General features: G+C 54.4%; 22 protein-coding genes. 13 read left to right on the forward strand and 9 right to left on the reverse strand.

From position 1 onward, the window contains the following. Nucleotides 1–53: 53 nt before the first annotated feature. Nucleotides 54–1994: an acetate--CoA ligase gene (acs, locus tag A3K92_RS08025; protein WP_088885760.1), complete on the forward strand. Its 1941-nt coding sequence runs from the start codon at nt 54–56 to the stop codon at nt 1992–1994. Nucleotides 1995–2046: 52 nt separating this feature from the next. On the opposite strand, the gene hypE is transcribed toward acs, so the two are convergent. From hypE to A3K92_RS08060, 7 genes are all read right to left on the reverse strand, one after another. Beyond that, nucleotides 2047–3063 (reverse strand): hydrogenase expression/formation protein HypE, encoded by a 1017-nt coding sequence (hypE, locus tag A3K92_RS08030; RefSeq protein WP_088885761.1) that lies wholly within the window; start codon nt 3061–3063, stop codon nt 2047–2049. 36 nt (nt 3064–3099) lie between these two features. After that, nucleotides 3100–3459 (reverse strand): HEPN domain-containing protein, encoded by a 360-nt coding sequence (locus A3K92_RS08035; RefSeq protein WP_335755188.1) that lies wholly within the window; start codon nt 3457–3459, stop codon nt 3100–3102. Beyond that, nucleotides 3456–3782, reverse strand: coding sequence for a nucleotidyltransferase domain-containing protein (locus A3K92_RS08040; protein WP_088885762.1), 327 nt, complete (start codon nt 3780–3782; stop codon nt 3456–3458). Before A3K92_RS08040 ends, A3K92_RS08035 begins: the two co-directional genes overlap by 4 nt. A 42-nt stretch (nt 3783–3824) precedes the next feature. Continuing rightward, the gene (hypF, locus tag A3K92_RS08045) at nt 3825–6143 is read right to left on the reverse strand and encodes a carbamoyltransferase HypF (RefSeq protein ID WP_088885763.1); all 2319 of its coding nucleotides are present in this window, start codon (nt 6141–6143) and stop codon (nt 3825–3827) included. Nucleotides 6144–6234: 91 nt separating this feature from the next. Then, nucleotides 6235–7359, reverse strand: coding sequence for a hydrogenase formation protein HypD (hypD, locus tag A3K92_RS08050; protein WP_088885764.1), 1125 nt, complete (start codon nt 7357–7359; stop codon nt 6235–6237). Nucleotide 7360: 1 nt separating this feature from the next. Continuing rightward, nucleotides 7361–7621 carry a HypC/HybG/HupF family hydrogenase formation chaperone gene (locus A3K92_RS08055; protein WP_088885765.1) on the reverse strand — a complete coding sequence of 87 codons (261 nt, stop codon included), beginning with the start codon at nt 7619–7621 and terminating at the stop codon, nt 7361–7363. 44 nt (nt 7622–7665) lie between these two features. Further along, nucleotides 7666–7923, reverse strand: coding sequence for a HypC/HybG/HupF family hydrogenase formation chaperone (locus A3K92_RS08060; protein WP_088885766.1), 258 nt, complete (start codon nt 7921–7923; stop codon nt 7666–7668). Nucleotides 7924–8214: 291 nt separating this feature from the next. Between A3K92_RS08060 and A3K92_RS08065 the strand changes: the two genes are divergently transcribed. The 12 genes from A3K92_RS08065 to mobA all read left to right on the forward strand — a co-directional run bounded on the left by A3K92_RS08065 (nt 8215) and on the right by mobA (nt 20569). Continuing rightward, on the forward strand, nt 8215–8808 hold the full coding sequence (locus tag A3K92_RS08065) for a TetR/AcrR family transcriptional regulator (protein ID WP_088885767.1): 594 nt from the start codon (nt 8215–8217) through the stop codon (nt 8806–8808). Nucleotides 8809–8918: 110 nt separating this feature from the next. After that, entirely contained in the window at nt 8919–10982 is a 2064-nt protein-coding gene (gene fdhF / locus A3K92_RS08070; RefSeq protein ID WP_232460864.1) for a formate dehydrogenase subunit alpha, read from the forward strand. 10 nt (nt 10983–10992) lie between these two features. Next, nucleotides 10993–11493 (forward strand): 4Fe-4S dicluster domain-containing protein, encoded by a 501-nt coding sequence (locus A3K92_RS08075; RefSeq protein ID WP_088885769.1) that lies wholly within the window; start codon nt 10993–10995, stop codon nt 11491–11493. 50 nt (nt 11494–11543) lie between these two features. Next, nucleotides 11544–12980 (forward strand): hydrogenase 4 subunit D, encoded by a 1437-nt coding sequence (locus A3K92_RS08080; protein ID WP_088885770.1) that lies wholly within the window; start codon nt 11544–11546, stop codon nt 12978–12980. A gap of 6 nt (nt 12981–12986) precedes the next feature. Continuing rightward, nucleotides 12987–14981 (forward strand): proton-conducting transporter transmembrane domain-containing protein, encoded by a 1995-nt coding sequence (locus A3K92_RS08085; protein ID WP_088885771.1) that lies wholly within the window; start codon nt 12987–12989, stop codon nt 14979–14981. A gap of 10 nt (nt 14982–14991) precedes the next feature. Further along, nucleotides 14992–15912 (forward strand): respiratory chain complex I subunit 1 family protein, encoded by a 921-nt coding sequence (locus A3K92_RS08090; protein WP_088885772.1) that lies wholly within the window; start codon nt 14992–14994, stop codon nt 15910–15912. Between the two features lie 2 nt (nt 15913–15914). After that, entirely contained in the window at nt 15915–17714 is a 1800-nt protein-coding gene (locus A3K92_RS08095; protein ID WP_088885773.1) for a hydrogenase large subunit, read from the forward strand. Then, nucleotides 17714–18343, forward strand: coding sequence for a 4Fe-4S binding protein (locus tag A3K92_RS08100; RefSeq protein ID WP_088885774.1), 630 nt, complete (start codon nt 17714–17716; stop codon nt 18341–18343). Before A3K92_RS08095 ends, A3K92_RS08100 begins: the two co-directional genes overlap by 1 nt. Further along, the gene (locus A3K92_RS08105; RefSeq protein ID WP_088885775.1) at nt 18343–19182 is read left to right on the forward strand and encodes an NADH-quinone oxidoreductase subunit B family protein; all 840 of its coding nucleotides are present in this window, start codon (nt 18343–18345) and stop codon (nt 19180–19182) included. The genes A3K92_RS08100 and A3K92_RS08105 overlap by 1 nt, the downstream gene beginning before the upstream one ends. A 1-nt stretch (nt 19183) precedes the next feature. Next, nucleotides 19184–19501 carry a hypothetical protein gene (locus tag A3K92_RS08110; RefSeq protein WP_232460865.1) on the forward strand — a complete coding sequence of 106 codons (318 nt, stop codon included), beginning with the start codon at nt 19184–19186 and terminating at the stop codon, nt 19499–19501. A 40-nt stretch (nt 19502–19541) separates the two neighbouring features. Next, entirely contained in the window at nt 19542–19988 is a 447-nt protein-coding gene (locus A3K92_RS08115) for a nucleotidyltransferase (protein WP_088885777.1), read from the forward strand. Further along, a complete protein-coding gene (gene mobA, locus A3K92_RS08120) occupies nt 19985–20569 on the forward strand; it encodes a molybdenum cofactor guanylyltransferase MobA (protein ID WP_088885778.1) in 585 nt (194 codons plus the stop codon). The genes A3K92_RS08115 and mobA overlap by 4 nt, the downstream gene beginning before the upstream one ends. Nucleotides 20570–20580: 11 nt before the next feature. Here mobA and A3K92_RS08125 read toward each other — a convergent pair whose 3' ends face one another. Continuing rightward, complete coding sequence (locus A3K92_RS08125; protein WP_157722447.1) at nt 20581–20817, reverse strand: hypothetical protein; 237 nt, start codon at nt 20815–20817, stop codon at nt 20581–20583. Next, nucleotides 20804–21289, reverse strand: coding sequence for a hydrogenase 3 maturation endopeptidase HyCI (locus tag A3K92_RS08130; RefSeq protein ID WP_088885780.1), 486 nt, complete (start codon nt 21287–21289; stop codon nt 20804–20806). The genes A3K92_RS08125 and A3K92_RS08130 overlap by 14 nt, the downstream gene beginning before the upstream one ends. Nucleotides 21290–21298 lie beyond the last annotated feature (9 nt).

Below are 21298 nucleotides of genomic sequence, written 5' to 3' on the forward strand. Positions count from 1 at the left end.
GAAAAAATTTTAAGGAACTCTAACATCTTCTTTCGAAAAATCGGGTGGTTGCCATGCAGGTAGGCGAAGGATTTTTGAAAGAGCGCTACATTCCACTGCAAGCCTTTCGGGAGGAGCACAAGAAGTCCATCGAGAACCTTGAGGAGTTCTGGGCAGAGCAGGCAAAGGTCCTCGACTGGTTCAAGACATGGGACAAGGTCTTGGACGACTCAAGGGCGCCTTTCTTCCGCTGGTTCGTTGGAGGGGAGCTGAACGCGAGCTACAACGCCCTGGACAGACACATAAAAGCGGGAAAAAGGAACAGGGCCGCGATAATTTGGGAGAGTGAGAATGGCGAAACAAGAACTCTAACCTACTACGAGCTTTACCGCGAGGTCAATCGCTTCGCCTCAGTCCTGAAGAACCTCGGCGTTGGTAAGGGCGATAGAATAGTAATCTACATGCCACTCGTTCCAGAGGTTGTCATAGCCATGCTCGCCAGCGCGAGGATCGGGGCGATTCACAGCGTCGTCTTCTCCGGATTTTCAGCGGAGGCTTTAGCGACGAGGATAAACGACGCTAAGGCGAAGGTGGTAATCACCGCAGACTACCTCTACAGGCGTGGTAAAGCTCTGAACCTCAAGGAAATAGTGGACAAGGCCCTTCTCGAGACCCCGAGCGTCGAGAGCGTCGTTGTCCTCAAGAGGGGCTCCGATGATATCAACATGGTCGAGGGAAGGGACTACTACTGGCACAACCTCCTTGAGGGCGCTGAGAAATACGTCGAGCCCGTCCCGGTCGAGAGCAACCACCCGCTGTTCATCCTCTACACGAGCGGAACGACCGGGACGCCGAAGGGCATAGTCCACTCCACAGGTGGCTACCTCGTTTACGTTGCAAAGACGATGCAGTGGGCCTGGGGGATAAGAGAGGACGACCTCTTCTGGAACACCGCCGATGTTGGCTGGATTACGGGGCACAGCTATCTCGTCTACGGACCTCTGACTCTCGGCCTGACCGTGATGATGTACGAGGGGGCGCTCAACTATCCAAAGCCAGACAGGCCCTGGGAGATAATCGAGAAGCACGGAGTTACGATATTCTACACCGCGCCGACGGCGATAAGGATGCTCATGCGCTATGGAGATGAATGGGTGAAGAAGCACGACCTCTCAAGTTTGAGACTTCTCGGTTCCGTCGGCGAGCCGATTAATCCTGGGGCATGGAAGTGGTACTACGAAGTCGTAGGAGGGAAGCGCTGTCCCATCATCGACACATGGTGGCAGACCGAAACCGGCGGCTACATGATTTATCCCTCGGCTGGAATACAGCTACCTCCTCTCAAACCCGGATCGGCTACCTTCCCGGGGCTGGGGGTTGATGCAGACGTCTTCGACTCGGAGGGCAAGCCTGCAAAGCCGAACGGGCGTGGCTACCTTGTAATCAAGAAGCCCTGGCCCGGAATGCTCCTCGGAATATGGGGCAACGACGAGCGCTACATAAGAACCTACTGGCAACGCTTCAGCAGGCCGGACGAGGGGGTCTGGATTTACTACCCGGCTGACTATGCTATGAAGGACGATGAGGGCTACTTCTGGATATTCGGCAGGGCAGACGAGGTTCTCAATGTCTCCGGCCACAGGATTGGCACTGCCGAGATAGAACACGCTTTAGTCCTTCACCCGGCCGTTGCTGAGGCAGCCGTCATAGGCAAACCCGACGAGATAAAGGGTGAAGTGCCTGTGGCCTTCGTGATACTCAAGGCTGACTACGCTCCAACCGAGAGGCTGAAGAAGGAGCTGATAGACTACGTCAGGGAAACCCTCGGACCGATAGCGGCTCCAGCCGAGGTCTTCTTCGTTAACAAACTGCCGAAGACGAGGAGCGGAAAGATAATGCGCAGGGTTTTGAAAGCCCTCGCGAGCGGGAAGAGCCTCGGCGATCTCTCGACGCTTGAGGACGAGGCGAGTGTTGAAGAGGTTAAGAAAGCCCTCGAAGGCTTCGAGATGCGCTAGCGGATCTTTGCCTTTTTATTTCCTCCCAATTTGTCAAAAGAAAAGGGGAAAGTCAGCATATCCTTGGCACGGGGTCTCCTTCTGGAGGTTCCATAAAGCGCTTTCCTCCGATTCCCGTCTCAAGGATAACCTTCCCGCGGTATTCTGGGATTACCTCGCCAATTATCGCCGCGTTCTTGCCCTTCTCGGTTTTCCTCATTGCCTCAAGGGCCTCCTCGGCGTAGTCTTTAGCCACAACCATCACTACCTTGCCCTCGTTGGCAACGTCGTATGGGCTTATGCCGAGCATCTCACTGGCGGCCCTGACCTCCGGCCTTATTGGAATATCCGCTTCCCTTACGAGGATTCCCACGTTACTCTTACGAGCGATCTCGTTGAGAGCGTTGCTCAAACCAGCCCTCGTCGGGTCCTTCATAGCGTGGATGTTCTCCCAGCCTATGGCATCTGCAACGGCTTTAACAACGTCCCATATTGGCGCAACATCGCTCTTCAGCTCGGTCTCAAAGGCTATTCCCTCGCGGTGGCTCATCAGCGCTATCCCGTGGTCTCCTATCGTCCCGCTGACCAAAACAGCGTCTCCGACTTTGGCCCCGGCATCGCTTATCGGCCTCTCGGCAATGCCTATTCCAGCGGTGATGACGAACATCTCTATCGGGTCTTCGACGACCTTAGTGTCGCCTGTGACTATTGGAACGGGCACTTCCTTAGCGGTTTCATCCATCGAGCGGAGAACCCTCTCAAGGACCTCCATATCAAGGCCCTCGCCGATTATCATGGAATTCGCCAAAGCGAGCGGCTGGGCACCCATAACAGCCAGGTCGTTCACCGTCCCGCTGACTGCCAGCCTGCCGATGTCTCCGCCGGGGAAGAAGAGCGGCTTAACCGTGTGGCCGTCTATTGTGAAGACTAGGTGCTTATCGCCGAAGGGTATCGTTGCGCCGTCGTCCAGGGCGTCAAGTCCTATTCCACCGGCGCTCTTGAGGGTCAGCGTTTTGAGTATCACGTCCCTCAAAAGCTCCTCCATTATCTCTCCGCCGGCTCCGTGCTCGAGCTTTATCTTTTCTCCCATTTTCAACCCTCCAAAAGGCCCTTTTCGCGAAGGTAATCAACGGTAAAGCCGAGAAATTCCTCGGCGCGTCTGATATTCCCACATGCCTCCCCCCTCGGTGATATCAACAACAAAAGAGTAATCCGCGGTCTGTCTCAGGTTAAAGGCAGTTCTCAAGTGAGTAAAAAATTTGTGAGGGACTTCACCAGTCTTAACGAACTCCTTGCCGAGGAGTGCTATCACTGTGAAATGCTTGGAAGCACTTATGCCTTTTGTGAGTAGAATTGCCTCGGCACAGTAGAACATGGTGTAGTATGCCCTCGAAAGTGCAAAACCATAGAAACCCTTTTTCAGCAAGGTTTTGGCTGCTTCAAGACTCTCCTCGGCCTTTTTTATCATGTCCTCATATCTGCTCATACCTTTATTCCCTCCACGTGGACGGTCTGGATCAGCGGGTCGTGTTCCATTCTGGGACTCAGCGGATAGACGATGAGGGAAATAATGATGCCCTTCTCCAGGACGTACTTTTCAGTAATCTCGTTTAGTTTATCGTGTTCCTCAAGGCTCAAACGTCTCCTGGTTACTAGCAGAACGTCAACGTCGCTTCCATCCCTCGCCTCTCCCCTTGCGTATGAACCGAAGAGTATGACCTCGACTAGGTCATCGCCGAGTATCTCCTTCAGCTTTCCCTTGACCTCCCTCAGGATTTCGAGGAGTTCGTCCCTTGGAATGACAGGCATATCTCCTCCTCCGGTGAAACTTCGGCGTTCCAAACTTAAACTTTATAGTGTCAAATCCTCTCTGCTCAGGTAGCCCTCAAGGTAGAGGCCACCGAGGAAGGCCTGGCCGACGTTTATCCCGTTGTCTCCGCGCGGAACTTCTGTCGTAACTTGAAACCTCAGTCCAGATGCTTCAACAGCCTTTCTTATTGTCTTCACGATGAGCTCGTTGTAGGCTACGCCGCCGCTTATGGCAACGTCCTTCACGCCGAACTCCTTGGCTTTATCTATGGCAACGTTCGCGAAGGCCCTCGCGAGAGCCAGGTGGGCTGAATACGCTATGTCCGCCGGAGACGCTTTCTCGATTGCATCAAGGGCTTGAAGGAACAGCTCTTCCACCTTTATCACCTCGCCCTCGACGGGAACTTCGAACTTCAGGTCGTTCTTGCCCTTCATCGCAAAGCTCTCAAGCTTCATCGCCGGTTCGCCCTCGTAGTGCCTCCTGTAGGCGACGTTGAGCAGAACCGCTAAGGAATCTAGAACCCTCCCAGTCGAGGAGGCATAGGCCGTGTTTACGCCCTTGGCGAGCTGGTTGAGGATAACGCTGAACTCGACCTTTCCGTACTTGAGGCTCTCGGCAGCTTTGGGACAGCAGTGCCCTATTATCTCCCCAAGCTCCTCGATTGAGTAGACCTTGCTCAGAATCCCCATCAACGCCCTCAGCGGGTAGTAGCTCGCTAAATCCCCGCCGGGGAGCGGGTAGTAATCTATGTGGGCCAGCCTTTCGACGTCCTCATAACTCAGATAGAGAACCTCACCGCCCCAGACGTTTCCGTCAGTTCCGTAGCCAACTCCGTCGAGGGCAATCCCAACTGCCGATTCAAGGTTCTTCTCCGCCAGAACGCTCGCTATGTGGGCGTAGTGGTGCTGAACCTGGAGGAGCTCAACGTCAAGCTCGTTAGCCAGCTCCATAGCCAGCTTCGTCGTGTTGTAGCCCGGGTGGAGGTCGGAGATGATTAAGTCAAAGTCCTTGACGCGGAGAATCTTCCTGAAGTGCGCTATTGCCTCGCGCATGAACTCAAGGACTTCGAGCTTCCCGGTGTTGCCTATGTACTGGCTCGGGTAAACCTTTCCGTTCTTTGCAACGCCAAATGCATTCATCAGCTCTGCCCCAACGGCCAAACCGCGGTAATCGAAGGGAATCTCTACCGGCAACGGCACAAAGCCCCTGCTCCTCCTTATCACGGCCCTCTTCCCGTCCACAAAGCGAACAACGCTGTCGTCCGCCCTGTTGAGTATCTTCCTGTTGTGCAGGAGAAGGTAGTCGGCCATCTCTTTAAGCTCCTCGAAGGCCCTCTCGTTGTCCTTGACCATGGGCATTCCGGGGTAGTTCGCTGAGGTCATCACGTAGACTTTAGTCTTGCTCCAGTGGAAGAGTATGTAATGTGTTCCCGCGTAGGGGAGCATGACTCCGATGGTGTGGAGCCCCGGCGCGAGGTTCTCGGGCAGGGGGAAGGGTTCCTTCTTGCGGAGCGTTATTATCGGCCTCCTGTAGCTGGTTAGTTCTTCTTCCTCTTCCCTGCTCACGTAGGCGAAGCTCTTAACAGTCTCAAGGGAGTCGGCCATTATCGCGAAGGGCTTCTGTGGCCTGAAGGTTCTCCTCCTGAGTTCAGCTACTACCTCTTCGTTGGTTGCGTCGCACGCTAAATGAATCCCACCGATGCCTTTAATGGCCACTATGTAGCCTTTGTCTATAAGCTCGGCCGCCTTCCTCAGCGGGTCGCCTGTTAACTCTTCTCCATCGCTCGTGTATAAGCGGTAACTCGGCCCGCAGACGGGACAGGCCGTCGGCTCGGCATGATAGCGCCTGTTGAGAGGGTCTTCGTACTCGCTCCTGCAGAAGTCGCACATGGGGAACTCTCTCATGGTCGTGTTCTCGCGATCGTAGGGGAGGTCTTCAATTATCGTGAACCTTGGCCCGCAGTTGGTGCAGACGATGAACGGATACATGTAGCGCTTGTTTGTTGGGTCAAAAAGCTCCCTCAGGCAGTCGTCGCATATAGCTATGTCGGGCGGGATTATGGAGTCGCCTCCCTTTCCACCCTTCGAGCTTCTCTCGATGTAGAATTCCGGGAAACCCTGGGGCGGGATTTCCCTCTTCTCAACATTATCGATCCTCGCGAGCGGCGGCTTCTTGCGGTATAGGTCCCTGAGAAAGGCCTCTATATCCTCTTCCCTGCCCTCAACCACTATCTCAACTCCCGCATCTCCGAGGTTCTTGACGTAGCCCTTGAGGTTGTGCTCGTGAGCTATTCTGTAAACGAAGGGCCTGAATCCAACGGCCTGGACTATTCCCTGAACGTGAAGGTGGTACGCCTTCATCCTCTCACCTGTCCCTCCTTTGCAATCGGAGGCTTTATAGGTTTCCAAAACCAAAAGTTGAAAACGATAGGGGAGTTTTGAACCTTTGGTGTTAGAACAAGACGCCGTACTTGTAGAATATCTGGCAGGTTCCCTCGTAGGACACCATGCACGGGCCAACGGGATGCCTCGGCGTGCAGGTCTTGCCGAAGTGCGGGCAGTCGGTTGGGAGCGCCAGTCCCCTCAGCACTGCACCGCAGAGACAGCCCTTTTCGAGGTCGGGCAGGTTCTTCGGCACCTCAACCTTGTAGAGGTTCTTGATGTCGAGTTCCTTCCACTCGTCTCTCAGTTCAAGGCCCGTCCCCGGGAAGACACCTAAGGCGCGCCACTTGGCATCCACGACCTTGAAGTACTTGTTTATAAGCCTCTGCGCGACCACGTTTCCCTCGTACCTAACTGCCCTCTTGTACTCGTTCACCACTCGCGCGTCGCCTTCCTTGTACATTCTGATTAAGAGGAGGATGGCTATTAGAACGTCGTTCGGCTCGAAGCCCGCTACGACCTGCGGGATTCCATACTTCTCGCTCAGGAACTCCCAGCCCTTAACGCCGATTATCGTCGAAACGTGGCCGGCATCTATGAGCGCATCTATCCTGCTCTTCTGCTTTATGAGGACCTCTATTCCCTGGGGCGTGAGCCTGTGGACGGAATATATCTTGAAGTTCTCAAGACCCTCGTTTATGACGGCGTTTATCATCCCTGCCGTTGGCGCGGTTGTGGTTTCGAAGCCCGGGCTGAAGTGGACGACGGTCTTGTCAGGGTTCTCCTTCGCTATCCTGTAGGTGTCGAAGATGGAGTAAACTATTCTCACGTCAAAGCCCTCGCTCTTTAGGTCGGCGAAGCTCCCCATAGGTGTCGGAATCTTGTACATGTCCCCGAAGGTGGTCAGGATTATCTCCTCGCCCTCTTCCCTTGCTTTCTTCATGATGAGCTGCATAGCCACTATGTCCTCGACGGGGGTGATACAGACGGGACAGCCGGGCCCGCTCACGACCTTAACGTTCTCGGGCAAAAGGGAGCGTATTCCCGAGCGGGTTATGGTATCTTCATGAGTGCCGCAGACGTGCATTATCCTTATCTCGCCGTCTAAGGTCTTTGCCTCTTCTTTGATTTTCTCCACGAGCTTTTGGGCTATCCTCTTATCCCTGTAGGGCTGGACGACTTCCTCAACAGTCATCTCAATCACCCGGGTAGTAGTAGCCGCCTATCGCGTCCTCTTCGACCTTGAAGACTTCTTCCCACGCGTTCAGGATTTCTTTGGCTGTCTTTTCGTCAACGCGCTCGATAATGAAGCCCGTGTGTATCAGGACGTATTCTCCAACTTTAACGTCGGGCATCAGGTCTATCCTGGCCTCTCTCTTAACTCCCCCGAAGTCAACCCATGCGGTTCCCTTCTCGGGGTTCACCTCAAGCACCTTCGCAACCGTTGCGAGACACATCTCTCTCACCGTCCAGAAATACCAACGGTTGTTATTTAGCCTTTCTAAAACCTCAGGTTTTCAACCAGCGAGAACTTCATCTCGACCTTTGCTCCCTTGTGGTAGGAGCAGTGCTCCAGCGTTTCCCTGGCCTCTTCTTCGCTCACCTTCTCAAGGACTATGCCGTAGTATATTGTAACATAGTCGCCTGGCTTGACATCGCTTATAAAGTCGAGCTTAGCTTCCTTGAGCTGACCTTCGACATCGACTATAGCCTTGTTGCCCCTGACCTCAACGACCCTGCCTGCTAACATCAGGGCCATAGCTATCAACCGAAGGTTAAAGAAAGGGATTTATATTTCTTGCTCTGACTGGTCAGTCAGATAATTTTTCCATGGAGGAAATGACGAGGCAGATGGTGAAGGATGGTTCCATGAGAACTGAGGGAAGGCCGCGGAGATAGACGAGGAGATAATCTCGGCTGTTCTCTAATCGAACCCTTAATTGTCCTATTTTTCAACTCTCTGGTTTTCTCTCCATCCCATGGAAAAGCTTAAATCCTCCTTTGCCCATAGATGTCCAGTAGTTAATGACCAGATGGTCAGGTGTGTCAGATGTCCACCAAGTCTCCTGGGAAGACGCGGGAAAAGCTCGTCTCGGCGGCAATGGAGCTTTTTGCAAAGAAAGGCTTTGACAAGACTACCGTGGATGAGATAGTGGCCAAAGCGGGCGTTGCTAAAGGCACTTTTTACCTCTATTTCAAGAGTAAAGACGACCTTATCAAGGAGCTTGCCTTCGAGGTTATGCCGATAATGGCCATGCCATCTTTAAATGACCCTTACATAACCCTCAGCTACCCCACCCTTGAGAGTTACCTCCTCCAGCTCGGGAAGGAGTTCCTCGACTTTTACTCCGAGAACTATCGAGCTGATATATTCTTCCACATGCTTTCTGTGAGGAGAAGGATGAAGAGCCTCAACGAGATTTACAGTCAGTCCTGCTCCGAACTTCTCCGTGAGGGGGCTAGGAGAATAACTGCTTACGTTAAAGTGGGCTTTGAGGACGCTCTCATAGCGTTCCAGATGTTTCTGGCTTCCCTTATGCACTACCTCCATGCCGGGGATTGCCTGGGCTTCTCCAGGGAACACTACCTGAAGAAGGTCATCTCTGCTGTAATACACCACCTCAAGCTCTCGGCCAGCGTATAATTTTGTTTAACATCTTTGAATTTGTTTAACTGCATGGATTTCTCTGTTCAAAAAAACTATATAAGGCATTGTTCACCAATGTTAATGACTGGTCAGTCATTACAAGGGTGATGCCCATGGCAGAGAAGTTAGTACCTGTTGTATGCCCATGGTGTTCCGTGGGCTGCCGTTTCTACGCGGTCAGTGCCAACGGATACATCAGGAGAATAGAGTTCGACTACGACCATCCAACGATAGCAAACAGGGGTAAGCTCTGCCCCAAGGGAGTAGCTTCCTACCAGTTCATCAACAGTCCGAAGAGGCTTAAGAAGCCCCTCAGGCGCGTCGGCGAGAAGGGTGAAGGAAAGTTCGAGGAGATAAGCTGGGAAGAGGCCTACAAGATAATCGCCAGCAAGATTAGGGAGATAAAGGAAACCTACGGCCCGGAGGCGATAGCCTTCCTCGGGAGCGAAAAGATAACCCTTGAGGAGAACTACCTCGTCCACAAGCTTTCCAAGGCTATAGGAACCAACCACCTCGACTTCCCTGGACGGTACTGCCAGTACTCGAATAGCCCCGCAAGGACCATGGTGTTTGGAAGTGCCGCTGCCACAAACCCCTTCGAGGACATAGCCAAGGCTGAGCTGATAGTCATATGGGGTCACAACCCGGCCGAGACGGCTCCGGTTCTCTTCGGGCAGTACATCGAAAAGGCCCTTGACAACGGTGCCGAGATGGTTGTTATTGACCCGCGCTCAACTAGGGGTCACAAGTACGCCTCGCTCCACCTCAAGCCCTATCCGGGAACGGACCTGGCAATAGCGCTCGCCATGCTTAACGTGGTTATAACCGAGGAGCTCTACGACAAAGAGTTCGTCCAGGAGAGAACTACCGGGTTTGAAGGGCTCAAGGAGTCGGTCAAGGATTACACCCCTGAGTGGGCCGAGAAGATAAGCGGTGTCCCGGCCGAGGAGATAAGGAAGGTTGCGAGGCTTATCGCAACGAAGAGAACTGCTTTCCTCGTCAATGAGGGTATGAACCAGCACGTTAACGGTCTGAACACTGCCATTGCCATAGCCAACCTCATAGCGATAACCGGTAACATCGGCAAGGAGGGCGTCTGGAGCGGTGTCTTCCCCGGAGCGCAGTGCGGTTTCTGTGCCGCCATGAGCGGTATAGCTCCAAACAAGCTCCCGACCGGGAAACTCGTCACGGATGAGGCAGCGAGGGAGGAGCTTGAGAGGCTATGGGGCTTCCCGATTCCCGACTGGATTGGCCTCGACCTGACAACGATGGTCAGGGAGATAGGCAACAAGATACGCATGATGTACATCGTTGGCGGCAACATCGCCAAGTCAATGCCCAACAGTGGGTGGGTGAGGGAACAGCTCAAGAAGCTCGACTTCCTCGTTGTTCAGGACATATTCCTTACTGAGACGGCCATGTACGCGGACATAGTTCTTCCGGCTGCTGCCTGGTTCGAGAAGACTGGAACTGCAATAAGCGCTGAAAGAAGAGTTCAGAGAACCTACAAGGCAGCAGAAGCACCGGGAGAGGCCAAGCCTGACTGGCTCATCATCGTGGAGCTTGCCAAGGAGCTAGGCCTGGGTGAGTACTTCAAATACGAACACCCGGACGAGGTACTCAGGGAAATCAATAAGGTTATACCCGTTTTCAAGGGGGCAACGCCGGAGTATCTCGCGGAGCACCCCGAAGGATGCTTCTTCCCCTGCAGCGAGCCTGGCGAAGGCACCAAGATTCTCTTCAAGAATGGCTTCAAGACGCCCGACGGAAAGGCCCACCTTCAGCCGGTGGACTGGCGCGAGCCACCGGAGATGCCTGACGAGGAGTATCCGTTCTGGCTCACCAACTTCAGACTCGTTGGACACTGGCACACGGGAACCATGTCCTTTGAGAGCCCGAGCCTGCAGAAGCGCTGGCCCGAGGAGTACGTCATGATCAACCCGAAGGACGCCAAGACACTTGGCATAAAGAGCGGCGATCTCGTGAAGGTCTCAACGAGGCGCGGAAGCATTCTCGTTAGGGCAGAGGTCACCGAGCACATCAGGGAAGGGGTCATAGCGATGCCATGGCACTGGCAGGCCAATTTCCTCACGCTGGACGAAATAAACGAGAAGACCAAGATGGCCGAGCTGAAGGCCGTCGCCGCTAAGGTCGAGAAGGTGGAGGAGTGAGGTGGTTGAGATGGCCCACAAGAAGATCTTCCTCGATTATAAGCGCTGCATTGGCTGTAAGGCCTGTGAAGTGGCCTGTGAAATGACCCACGGCGAGGCAAGGATCAAGGTCTTCGAGTTCCCAGACCTCTTCACGGTTCCGTTCAACTGCCGCCACTGTGAAAAGGCACCGTGTCTCAACGTCTGCCCAACTGGAGCACTCTTCAGGGACGAGGACGGGGCGGTTGCCTTCGACCCGCTCAAGTGTATCGGCTGTCTCATGTGTGCCGTTGCCTGTCCCTTCGGAGTTCCCAAGCTGGACGAGGAGAACAAGATCATGGACAAGTGCGACCTCTGTGCCGACAGGAGGGAGGAGGGCCTTCTCCCGGCCTGTGTATCCGCCTGCCCAACTGAGGCCCTTAAGTTCGGCGAGATAAACGAGGTGCTCTGGAACAGGGAGGGGAAGATAGTCGCCAACCTCAAGAGCTCAGCGGAGAAGGGTGAGGGCGAAGAAGCCTACCTCATCCTCTGATATTATTTTTGCAAAGAAACCAAGGGTTAAAAACCAACGGGTGATGAAAGGTGAACGGAGAAATCTTCCTCGCATCGGCCCTGCTTCCTTTCCTGCTACTGTTACTCTTCAAACTTGAGGGCAGAGCCGCTGACGCAGTGGCCTCGACTATAATCGGCATTGCTCTCCTTATCAACGCCTACGGAACCTACGACTTCTTCCAGGGAGGGGCCGAGAAGGTCTACCATTACGCTTACGCCAGCGGGGGCAACCTCGGTGAGGTCCTCGGCCTCAACGTTGACGTCGCCTCAGTTCTCATGGGCTTCACGTCCCTGCTGATAGCGTTCCTGCTGGTTCTCTACGCGGCTGACTACATGGGACCAAGGAACAGAGCCCACCCGCTGGAAGGGGGGAAAGGTAAGTTCTACGCCTTCTTCGGCCTGCTGACGGGTGCTTCTATGGTCTTCATATACTCCACGAACTTAGTTCAGTTTATAGTGGCCTTGGAGCTTATGGCGATAGCGCTGCTCTACCTCGTGGACTTCTACGGGGACGCAAGGGGCAAAGCCCTCAAGGGCTTCCTCGTCCTCAACCTCGCGGTTCTCCTCATGGTAATCGCCACTGCGATCCTAGGAAACGGCCAGGAACTTGCCAAAATGGGTTCACTTGCCCAGTCAACCAAGGACACCGCCTTTACACTGCTCATATTCGCGGCGCTGACGATGAGCTCCCAGCTGTTCTTCTACTCCTGGCTTCCAGATGCCACGGCCGGCCCGGTTCCAGCTTCAGCGTACGTCCACGCCGCTTCCATAGTCCCGCTCGGGAGCTTCATGCTCTTCAGGGTTATCCAGTACATGAACCCGGGCAAGGACGACTTCTGGCTCCTCGGTCTCCTCACAGTCGCCCTCATCGTCCTGATGATGATCTACTACCCGCTCCAGAGGGACGGCAAGAGGCTCATAGCCTACTCAACCATAGCCCAGGCCGGAGTTGCGTACATAACTCTCGCCTACGCACTCCTTGGGCACGTTGAGGGCCTCCAGATAGCAGTTTACCAGGTCGTAAACCACGCCTTCGTCAAAGCCCTCGCGTTCATGAGCGTTGGCGTTTTCGCCTACTCCCTTGGAACCACGGACTTCACGATGATCAAGGGAATCAGAAAAAGCCTCCCATGGGCAAGCATTGGCTGGTTCCTCAGCTTCTTTGGACTGGCTGGAGTTCTGCCGCTCGGCTTGTTCTTCAGCAAGGCCTTCACCATCATGAGCACCAGGCACGCCCAGGGCATAGCCTCGTGGCTCTTCCCTGGAACGGTTCTCTTCGACGCGGCGATATTCCTCGTGGTGACTCTGCTGTGGTTCAGAGAGATATTCTTTGGAGAACCGGCACCATCAACCGAAGTCCACTCCTCCAAGCTCATGTGCGCAGTAATGATAACACTCATCCTCATAGGCATAGTCGCCCCCTGGGTCACCCTGGACATAGTGATGAAGATAGGTTTCGTGGGGTGATGTGGGATGTTCATAGAATATGCCCTTGGAGCGTTCATCATCGGTGGCCTGCTCGGCTTCATTAGGGATTACAAAGCCTCTGTAAAGGCGTCGAGCTTTATGGCATTGATAGGCTCCCTGGCACTCCTAGGCGAGGTTTACAACGTCTACACAAACGGTCCCCAGAGGATCGACCTCTACGGAATCCCGCTCCACATAACCAACCTCTCAAGCGTCTTCCTTCTGATAATAGGCATCGTTGGAACCGCGGCTTCTCTCTACGCCATAAGCTACATGGACATCTTTGAAAAGACCGGCAAGGGCTGGGTGTACGCAATAGCATACAACACCTTCCTTGCGAGCATGGCTCTTGTCGTTACAGTGAACAGCATGGAATACTTCGTAATGGGCTGGGAGTTAATGACGCTCAGCTCATTTATACTGGTCTTCTTCAGCGAGAAAGCCAGAGACGTGGATGCCAGCGTCAAGTACTACATCACCATGCACTTCCTCGACACGATACCGCTCTTCCTTGCCCTCGGTACGGCCTACTCCCTCGTCGGGAGCTTTGAAAATCTCAGCTTCGACAACATCGCCACCGCCCTCGCGAGCGCTCCAGCCCATACCAAGATAGTCTTCGGCGGACTTCTTCTGATAGCATTCATGACCAAGGCTGGAATAGTGCCCTTCCAGTTCTGGGTTGCGGAAACCTACCGCGCCGCACCAACCAGCGTCTCAGCTGTCATGGCAGGTGCAATGGAAAAACTGGCTCTCTACGGCCTGATAGCCCTCGTTTGGAATCTGGTTGGAACCAGTTACTACCTGGGAATAGCCATAGCCCTCCTCGGAGCGATAACCCTCACCGTTGGAACGCTATACGCCCTGAGGGAGACCAACGCGAAGAGGCTCTTGGCTTACCACAGCGTCGGTCAGATGGGCTACATCTGGCTCGGAATAGGCATAGGCATGGCCCTCATACCAAAGGGCGGGGCTCTGGGAGCGATAGGCGCACTCGGAGCCTTCGCGGGGCTCTTCCACGCCCTCAACCACGCGATATTCAAGAGCTCCCTCTTCCTCTCGGCCGGAGCAGTTGAGTACAGAACAGGAACGGTTGACCTCAACGAGCTGGGTGGCCTCGGAAAGCAGATGAAGTGGACCGCCCTGGCCGCGCTCTTTGCTTCGCTGGCAATAGCAGGAGTTCCACCTTTCAACGGTTTCATAAGCAAGTGGCTCATCTACGTCGCTGGCTACCAGTCCAAGGACTTCCTGCTGGCATTTGGTGCGGTTCTGGCTGCTTTTATCAGTGCGGCAACGCTCGCTTCCTTCGTCAAGTTCTACGGAACACAGTTCGGCGGCGAGATGAAGAGGTACGAGGAAGTGAGAGAAGTTCCCGGAACGATGCTCGTCGGTCAGTGGATACTGGCTGGCTTAACTCTCGTGATTGGCATTTTCCCGGGAACTGTAACCGGAATCCTCAACGTCTTCAACGCCCCAATAGAGGACGGCGTTTACAGGATAGGCTTTGATTCGGTGCTCTTCAGCCCAGTGCTCTTCATAGTCCTCGTTGCAGTCCTTGCGTTTGGCCTCTACCTCAGCTTCAGGCCAGAGTTCGGTAAGGAGGCAAAGCCCTGGGACTGCGGAGCAACCGCTTTGAACGAGGACGAGTACAGAGTGGATGCCGAGGGCTACTACATAAAATATGAGGAGAAGATTGGCTCCTTCTACCGCTTCGGCGACTGGTTCTACAGCGTTGGAAGGGCGATAATTCACTACATAACGAGGGCCTACCTCTGGATTGCCAGCTACTTCGTCAAGGTAGTCGATACCCCCTACACCAGGATTGAGACTCTCGACGACCTCAGGAAGGGCCAGGTCCTCAACGCCGACGAAGAGGTCCTCAAACCGCTTATCAGGTTCCTCAGAATAGCCTACGATGTGCTCCCAGGGATACGGCTCGGAACCTTCGTGGTGATAGCCCTAATCGTCGTTGGGGCCGTCATAGGAATACTCATGGTGCTGTGAGGTGAGGAAGATGGAGATAGACGCCGTAAAACTCGGCTTCAGCCTCGCCGGTATCATCATAATGCTCTTCCTCCCGCCATACCTTGACGGTATCGCGAGAAGGGTAAAGGCCAGACTCCAGTACAGGCGCGGGCCACCGCTCAGCCAGACCTGGTACGACCTCCAGAAGCTCTTCGGCATGCCCTCCGTTAAACCCACCAAGAGGGCGTTCTTCACCTGGGCACCCTACATAGCCCTCGCCTCTGCAATATCCGCCGCACTCCTGCTTCCCTACGGCAACGTCGTCCCAGTAGACTTCGGCTTCAACCTGGTGGTGTTCTTCTACGTTATCCTGATGGTCAGCGTTGCCCTCATGCTCGCGGGCCTTACAGTGCAGAACGCCTTTAGTCACCTCGGTTCCGCAAGGGAAATGCAGATAGTCCTCACAGTCGAGCCACTGATAGCCGTACTCTACGGAGTTCTGGCCTACAACGCGGGTTCACTCAACATAGCCGACATAATAGCGAACCTCCACGCGACGCCCTCGCTCATACTGACCTACATCCTCTTGGCCTACGCACTCTACGTCGAGAGCGGCTTCGTGCCCTTTGACATAGCCGAGGCCGAGCAGGAGGTAATAGGAGGCCCGCTCACCGAGTACAGCGGAAGGCTCCTCGGTGTCTTCTACTATGCAATCTACATCAAACGCTTTGCCCTGCTGTGGTTCTTCGTCAGCCTGCTGACGCTCCCGTGGCTCGGCCCGATCAGCACGCCTGAGAAGGGGGCACTCGTCCTAGCTTTACAGTTCCTGCTAACTGTAGCGTTCTACCCGATCATAGCGGCACTCGAAGCCACTAACGCAAGGCTCAGGATAGACCATGTCGTTAAGATGAACACTAGGGCTTTCTTTGCGGGGCTGATAATACTCGCGATGGCGTTTATGGGGTGGTGAAGATGGTAACGACAAGGGATTTGGAAGCTCACTTCGAGTTTGAATGCAAGGCCTGTGAGAACGGCCACTGCTCAAAGGCTGACGTGGAAAGCATACTGGCCGAAAGAAAGGGCCTTAGGGAATTTTACGAGGCGTTCAAGGAGCACATAAGGGAATGCAAGAGGATGACCTACGGGCAGTATCAGTTCGTAATAGACCGTGAGGTTCTCCCCGAGGCGGTGCTCTGGTGGCACAACCACCCCGAGTTCAAGGAGACCCATCTCTCAACCGCAGTGGGAACGGACGAGAGACCCCTCAGCGGTCGCTTCGTTTACATGCCATTCCTCAACGTCCAGGTCGAGCCCTTCAACATGGACGAGAACTACTGGGTCTTCCTCAAGGCATACATGCCCGCCGACGACCCAAGCTTTCCGAGCGTGGCGGCAAAGCTTCCCGCTGCCCTCTGGATAGAGAGAGAAGTCAAGGACTTACTCGGCTTCAATCCCGTTGGCCATCCCGACCCGAGGAGGCTCATCCTTCCGGAGGACTGGCCCGAGGGAGTTTACCCGCTCAGGAAGGACATGGACTACAGGCACTCGCCGATAACCGAGCCGAAGACGGAATACAGGGAAACTCCAGAAGGAACCACGCTCGTCCCCATGGGGCCTGTCCATGCGGGCGTTGAGGAGCCAGCCCACTTCAGGCTCTTCGTTAAGGGCGAGGAGATAGTTGACGTTGACTACCGCGGTTTCTACTCCCACCGTGGCATTGAGAAGACCGGCGAGGGAAGGCTCACATACAACCAGGTACTCTTCCTTGCGGAGAGAATATGCGGTATCTGTGGCTACCAGCACTCGGTTTCCTATGCAATGGCCGTTGAGAGGTTGGCCGATGTTGAGATACCCGACAGGGCCCGCTACATCAGAACCCTCCTCCTTGAGCTTGAGAGGATTCACAACCACCTCCTCTGGGTGGGTATAGCGGCACACCTCGTCGGCTACGACACGGGCTTCATGCACGCATGGCGTATTCGTGAGCCGGTAATGTGGCTCGTCGAGAGGCTTACCGGCAACAGGAAGCAGTACGGTATGAACATCGTCGGCGGTGTCAGGAGAGACCTCCTCGATTACAGGAAGGAGGAAGTCCTGAAGGTCGTCAAGCAGATACGCGAGGAGACAAAGAAGTTCCTAGACATCGCCCTGAACACAAACACTTTCATCAAGCGCGCTGAGGGAGTGGGAATACTTCCGTACAAGGTCGCCAAGGCCTATTCCGTCCTCGGACCAACGGCAAGGGCGAGCGGAAGGAAGATTGACGCAAGGCTCGATCAGGCGACAAAGACGGCCACCGCTTACAACGAGGTTGACTTCAAGGTTCCGGTCTACAAGGAGGGCGACGTTCTGGCAAGGGTTCTCGTCAGGATGGACGAGCTCTTCGAGAGCATCTGGATCGTCGAGCAGCTCATCGATCAGATGCCTGAAGGAGACATAATGGTTCCGATAGGCGACCTGCCAGAGTATGAAGAGGCCCTGGGCTTCACAGAGGCCCATCGCGGTGAGGTGGTTCACTACGTCATGACCGGCGAGAAGAACAAGGTCTACCGCTGGAAGGTTCGCGCACCGACCTACAACAACCTGCCGGCTGTTCCGGAGATGCTCAAGGGTTACCACGTCGCCGATGCACCACTTATCATAGCGAGCATTGACCCGTGCTACTCCTGTACGGAGAGGGTGCAGTTCGTGGACGTCGAGACGGGCAAGGTTAAGGTCCTAACCGAGGCCGAGTTCAACGAGCTATCAATCAAATACAAGGGGGTGTTCTGATGGCCGAGGCCCCGGCCTACAGCGAGAGGCTGAAGAAGTGGGATCGCTTCGAGGCCGAGAAGTTCAGCAAGAAGGCCCCGGTCACCACCCCTTATCCTTTTATTGACATCGAGAAGCCTCCAGAATACAGAGGAATACCGCACATCAACCCCGAAAAGTGCATAGGCTGTGGAGCCTGCGTCAACGCCTGCCCGCCCGATGCCCTGATAATGGAGTGGGACAAGGAGCACGGTGTCAAGAGGCTCACCTACAACGCAGCGCGCTGTATTAGATGTGCCCGCTGTATAGAGGTCTGTCCGACCGGTGCGATGGAGCCAACAACGCGCTTCGAGGTTGCAACCGACAACAAGGAAGACCTGGTCGAAGTTGTGGAGCACAAGCTGGCCTACTGTGAGGAATGCGGGGAATACCTTGACTTCACTGAGAGGCAGATAGAGTACGTCAGGAACATTCTCCCGAAGGAAATCTTCGACATGTACGCTCTGGAAGACAGAATAAAGCTAACCCAGGAGGAGAAGATGCGCAGAACCGTCGTCAAGCTCAGGGAACTTGAGGGCAACGTCTATCCGGCTTTCATGCTCGTGGAGAAATCCGATAAGGCTCCCAAGAAGAAGGGAGGTGAAGAGTGATGGGGAAGCAGAAGCTCAAGTCCGTCTGGGTCTATCACGTTGACGCAGGCTCGTGCAACGGCTGTGACATTGAAGTCCTCGACGTCCTCAGCCCTTACTACGACATCGAGAGGCTCGGTGTCAAGGTCGTCCCGACGCCGAGACACGCCGATGCGCTCTTCATTACCGGCCCACTCACAAGGCAGACGAGGATAGCCCTCAAGAAGGCCTACGAGGCCATGCCACCCAAGCCGAGGATTGTAGTTGCCATCGGAACATGCGCATGTAGCGGCGGAATATTCTACAACAGCTACGCCCTCTACAACACCTCCCCCCAGCGCGGAAGGGACAGGCTCAGGAGCGGCGGGCCCGAGATGATAGTGCCCATAGACATGTACATCCCCGGCTGTCCGCCCAGCCCTGAGGAGATACTCTACGGAGTTGCCCAGCTCCTAGGTATCAAAGAGAAGAAGATGAAGGGCGAATACTGGATAGCCCTTCCACCGGGAGAGGAGCCGAGCAGGGAGAACGAGATAAAGTTCAAGATACCCGACAGGCCAATACCCCTCCGCTACTGGCTCACGCTGAGGGAGGAGCTAAGAAGAGTGGTCGGCTACTACGACAGGGATGCTGTACTCAACGACTTCATTGAACTTGTGGGAAGGGCCTACGAGGAAGCCCCCGACAACCCGAGGGAGAAGCTCCACGACCTAATAACCGGTTACTTCCTCAAGGAAAAGGACTCCAGGGTAAAGGTGGCCATGCGCTTCCTTGAGAACGAGTTCTGGCGCTTGGTGGATGAATACAGGGAGTGGGGTGAGGCACTCAGGAGAAAGTACCCAGTTACTGCGGGTGTCTGAAGTGCCCTGGAAGCTTTACATTTTCAAATACGAAGACTATCCAGAGTACTCCGCGAGGATTACAGGCCACTACGCCGGCGACATGCTCATCATAGAGGAGGAGGGCGAGCTCAGCGAAGAGGCCGTGAAGCTCATAAAAGAGACCCTAGGGATAGGGGATGATGCAAGGTACTTCAACATACTCCCTTCCCAGGTGCTCAAGATACCGATAGAGAAACTGCCTGAGAAAGACAGGAAGACACTGCTCTCCGCTGCCGAGAAGCTCGACTCCGAGAGCAAGCTCCACGTTGAGTACCGCTACCAGCCGAGCTTCGATTGATTTTTATTCTTTCTTCACAACCTTTTCTGGGGGTGAAACGATGGACGCTGAAACTCTAACAAGGGCGAAGGAAGAGCTCGTGAGAAGAATAAAGGAGTTTTACGGTGACAACTTGCTCTCCATAATCTTTTATGGCAGGCACCTTAAGGATCCGAGCTTTCCGGAGATAGACGTCGTCGTTGTGATAGACAAGCCATACGATCCTGTCAAGCTCAACCGTATTGCTGACTTCGTTGAGAAGGTTCGCGACCCCATAGAGGAAAAATACGGCTACCACGTCTCCTTCGAGCTCTACACGCGTGAGGAGGCTGAGAACTTCCACTCGGGCTACTTAGATGTCGTCGTCAACTACGAAGTGGCCTACGATAAAAACAACTACTTCCAGAACCTCCTCAGGGACATGCTGAACCCCGAGAAGGCGATGGATTATGTGAAGTACATAAGCACCATCGAGTACGTTCCCGTTGATAGGGAGGAGAAGGAATGATAGGTGCCGTTTTAGCGGGCGGAAGGGGCAAGCGCTTCGGGGGTGACAAGCTCCTCTTTGAAATTTCCGGAAAGCCTTTGATTCTTTATACAATTGAGAGGCTCGAAAAAGCTGATTCAATAGATGAGGTTGTGGTAGTGGCCTCTCCTGAAAACGCTGATAAGCTCAAGCCCCTCGGCTACCGCGTGGTTGTTGACGAGCTCCTCGTAGGTCCTATCGGCGGTGTCTACACGGCCTTATCCCTCGGGGATGCCTTCGTGGTGGCAGGGGACATGCCGCTCCTCGTTCCAGAGTTCATTGACTTCATAGTCGAGCGCTTTAAGACGGCTAAAAAGCCCGCCTGCGTTCCGAGATGGGGCAACGGCTACCTTGAGCCGCTCCATGCGGCCTATTCTTCGGAGTTCAGAGAGTTTTTAGAAGAGAATATCAAAGCAGGGCAGTATGCGATAAACCAGGCAATAAGGGAGAGCGACGCCTGCTACATCGAAATCGAGAGCCTTCCGGAGAAGTGGAGAGAGAGCTTCTTCAACGTGAACACGAGGAAGGATTTGGGGAGAATTGGGAAATACAGGGGGCCTTGAATCTTCTCTTCTCATCCGTGCCGCCATCTGATCCATTTCTTCCTGGACTCGGGCAGGTAAACGAGCACCGCCGCGAGGATGAAGATAGAGCCGAGAACGTCTCTTCGGAAATACCACAGCAAGAAGCCGGTGCCGAGGAAGAGGTCTTTCAGTGTCTCCTCCTTGCTCTCTTCCGCTTTCAAGTCTAAGATGGCGGATGCAATGCCCAGGATTCCCGCCACAAGCCACACGTATTCAATCATACCCATCACCGCGCAGGATTCCCGCTAGTAACTCGGCAAGCCTCTCGGCCTTTTCCTTTATCAGCTCGCTCGGTTCCTCGAAGAGTCCCGTTGAAGCTGGCTGACAGCCTATTAAGACGAAATCAGCTTTAATGAGCGTCTTCATAAACCCGGTGACGAACTTCAGCGGAAGGCCGTGGGTCGAAACTGCCTCGCCTATCGTTCCCTTCGGGTCGGCTATTATGTATTCACCGACTTCTCCTCTGAAGTCCACGGCATCGACGAAAACAACGAGTTCCGGATTGAACTCCTTTATTTTCCCGGTGTAGTTTTCGGGAACTTCGCCGCAGTTTATCACGAGAACATTGGGATTGTCGAGGAGCTCTTTAAGCCTCTCTGCGACGAGAACTCCAAAGGCGTCATCCCCGCGGATGTCATTGCCAATGCCGCAGATCACTATCCTTTTCTTTCCCGCAAAGATTTCTTCGAGGGCGTTCATAGGGGACAC

This window comes from Thermococcus gorgonarius, assembly GCF_002214385.1.
Lineage (GTDB): Archaea > Methanobacteriota_B > Thermococci > Thermococcales > Thermococcaceae > Thermococcus > Thermococcus gorgonarius.

Coding starts and splice junctions, on each gene's coding strand:
- acs (WP_088885760.1), top strand. CDS start 54: ATGCAGGTAGGCGAAGGATTTTTGAAAGAGCGCTACATTCCACTGCAA.
- hypE (WP_088885761.1), bottom strand. CDS start 3,063: ATGGGAGAAAAGATAAAGCTCGAGCACGGAGCCGGCGGAGAGATAATG.
- A3K92_RS08035 (WP_335755188.1), bottom strand. CDS start 3,459: ATGAGCAGATATGAGGACATGATAAAAAAGGCCGAGGAGAGTCTTGAA.
- A3K92_RS08040 (WP_088885762.1), bottom strand. CDS start 3,782: ATGCCTGTCATTCCAAGGGACGAACTCCTCGAAATCCTGAGGGAGGTC.
- hypF (WP_088885763.1), bottom strand. CDS start 6,143: ATGAAGGCGTACCACCTTCACGTTCAGGGAATAGTCCAGGCCGTTGGA.
- hypD (WP_088885764.1), bottom strand. CDS start 7,359: ATGACTGTTGAGGAAGTCGTCCAGCCCTACAGGGATAAGAGGATAGCC.
- A3K92_RS08055 (WP_088885765.1), bottom strand. CDS start 7,621: ATGTGTCTCGCAACGGTTGCGAAGGTGCTTGAGGTGAACCCCGAGAAG.
- A3K92_RS08060 (WP_088885766.1), bottom strand. CDS start 7,923: ATGGCCCTGATGTTAGCAGGCAGGGTCGTTGAGGTCAGGGGCAACAAG.
- A3K92_RS08065 (WP_088885767.1), top strand. CDS start 8,215: ATGTCCACCAAGTCTCCTGGGAAGACGCGGGAAAAGCTCGTCTCGGCG.
- fdhF (WP_232460864.1), top strand. CDS start 8,919: ATGCCCATGGCAGAGAAGTTAGTACCTGTTGTATGCCCATGGTGTTCC.
- A3K92_RS08075 (WP_088885769.1), top strand. CDS start 10,993: ATGGCCCACAAGAAGATCTTCCTCGATTATAAGCGCTGCATTGGCTGT.
- A3K92_RS08085 (WP_088885771.1), top strand. CDS start 12,987: ATGTTCATAGAATATGCCCTTGGAGCGTTCATCATCGGTGGCCTGCTC.
- A3K92_RS08090 (WP_088885772.1), top strand. CDS start 14,992: ATGGAGATAGACGCCGTAAAACTCGGCTTCAGCCTCGCCGGTATCATC.
- A3K92_RS08095 (WP_088885773.1), top strand. CDS start 15,915: ATGGTAACGACAAGGGATTTGGAAGCTCACTTCGAGTTTGAATGCAAG.
- A3K92_RS08100 (WP_088885774.1), top strand. CDS start 17,714: ATGGCCGAGGCCCCGGCCTACAGCGAGAGGCTGAAGAAGTGGGATCGC.
- A3K92_RS08105 (WP_088885775.1), top strand. CDS start 18,343: ATGGGGAAGCAGAAGCTCAAGTCCGTCTGGGTCTATCACGTTGACGCA.
- A3K92_RS08115 (WP_088885777.1), top strand. CDS start 19,542: ATGGACGCTGAAACTCTAACAAGGGCGAAGGAAGAGCTCGTGAGAAGA.
- mobA (WP_088885778.1), top strand. CDS start 19,985: ATGATAGGTGCCGTTTTAGCGGGCGGAAGGGGCAAGCGCTTCGGGGGT.
- A3K92_RS08125 (WP_157722447.1), bottom strand. CDS start 20,817: ATGGGTATGATTGAATACGTGTGGCTTGTGGCGGGAATCCTGGGCATT.
- A3K92_RS08130 (WP_088885780.1), bottom strand. CDS start 21,289: ATGAACGCCCTCGAAGAAATCTTTGCGGGAAAGAAAAGGATAGTGATC.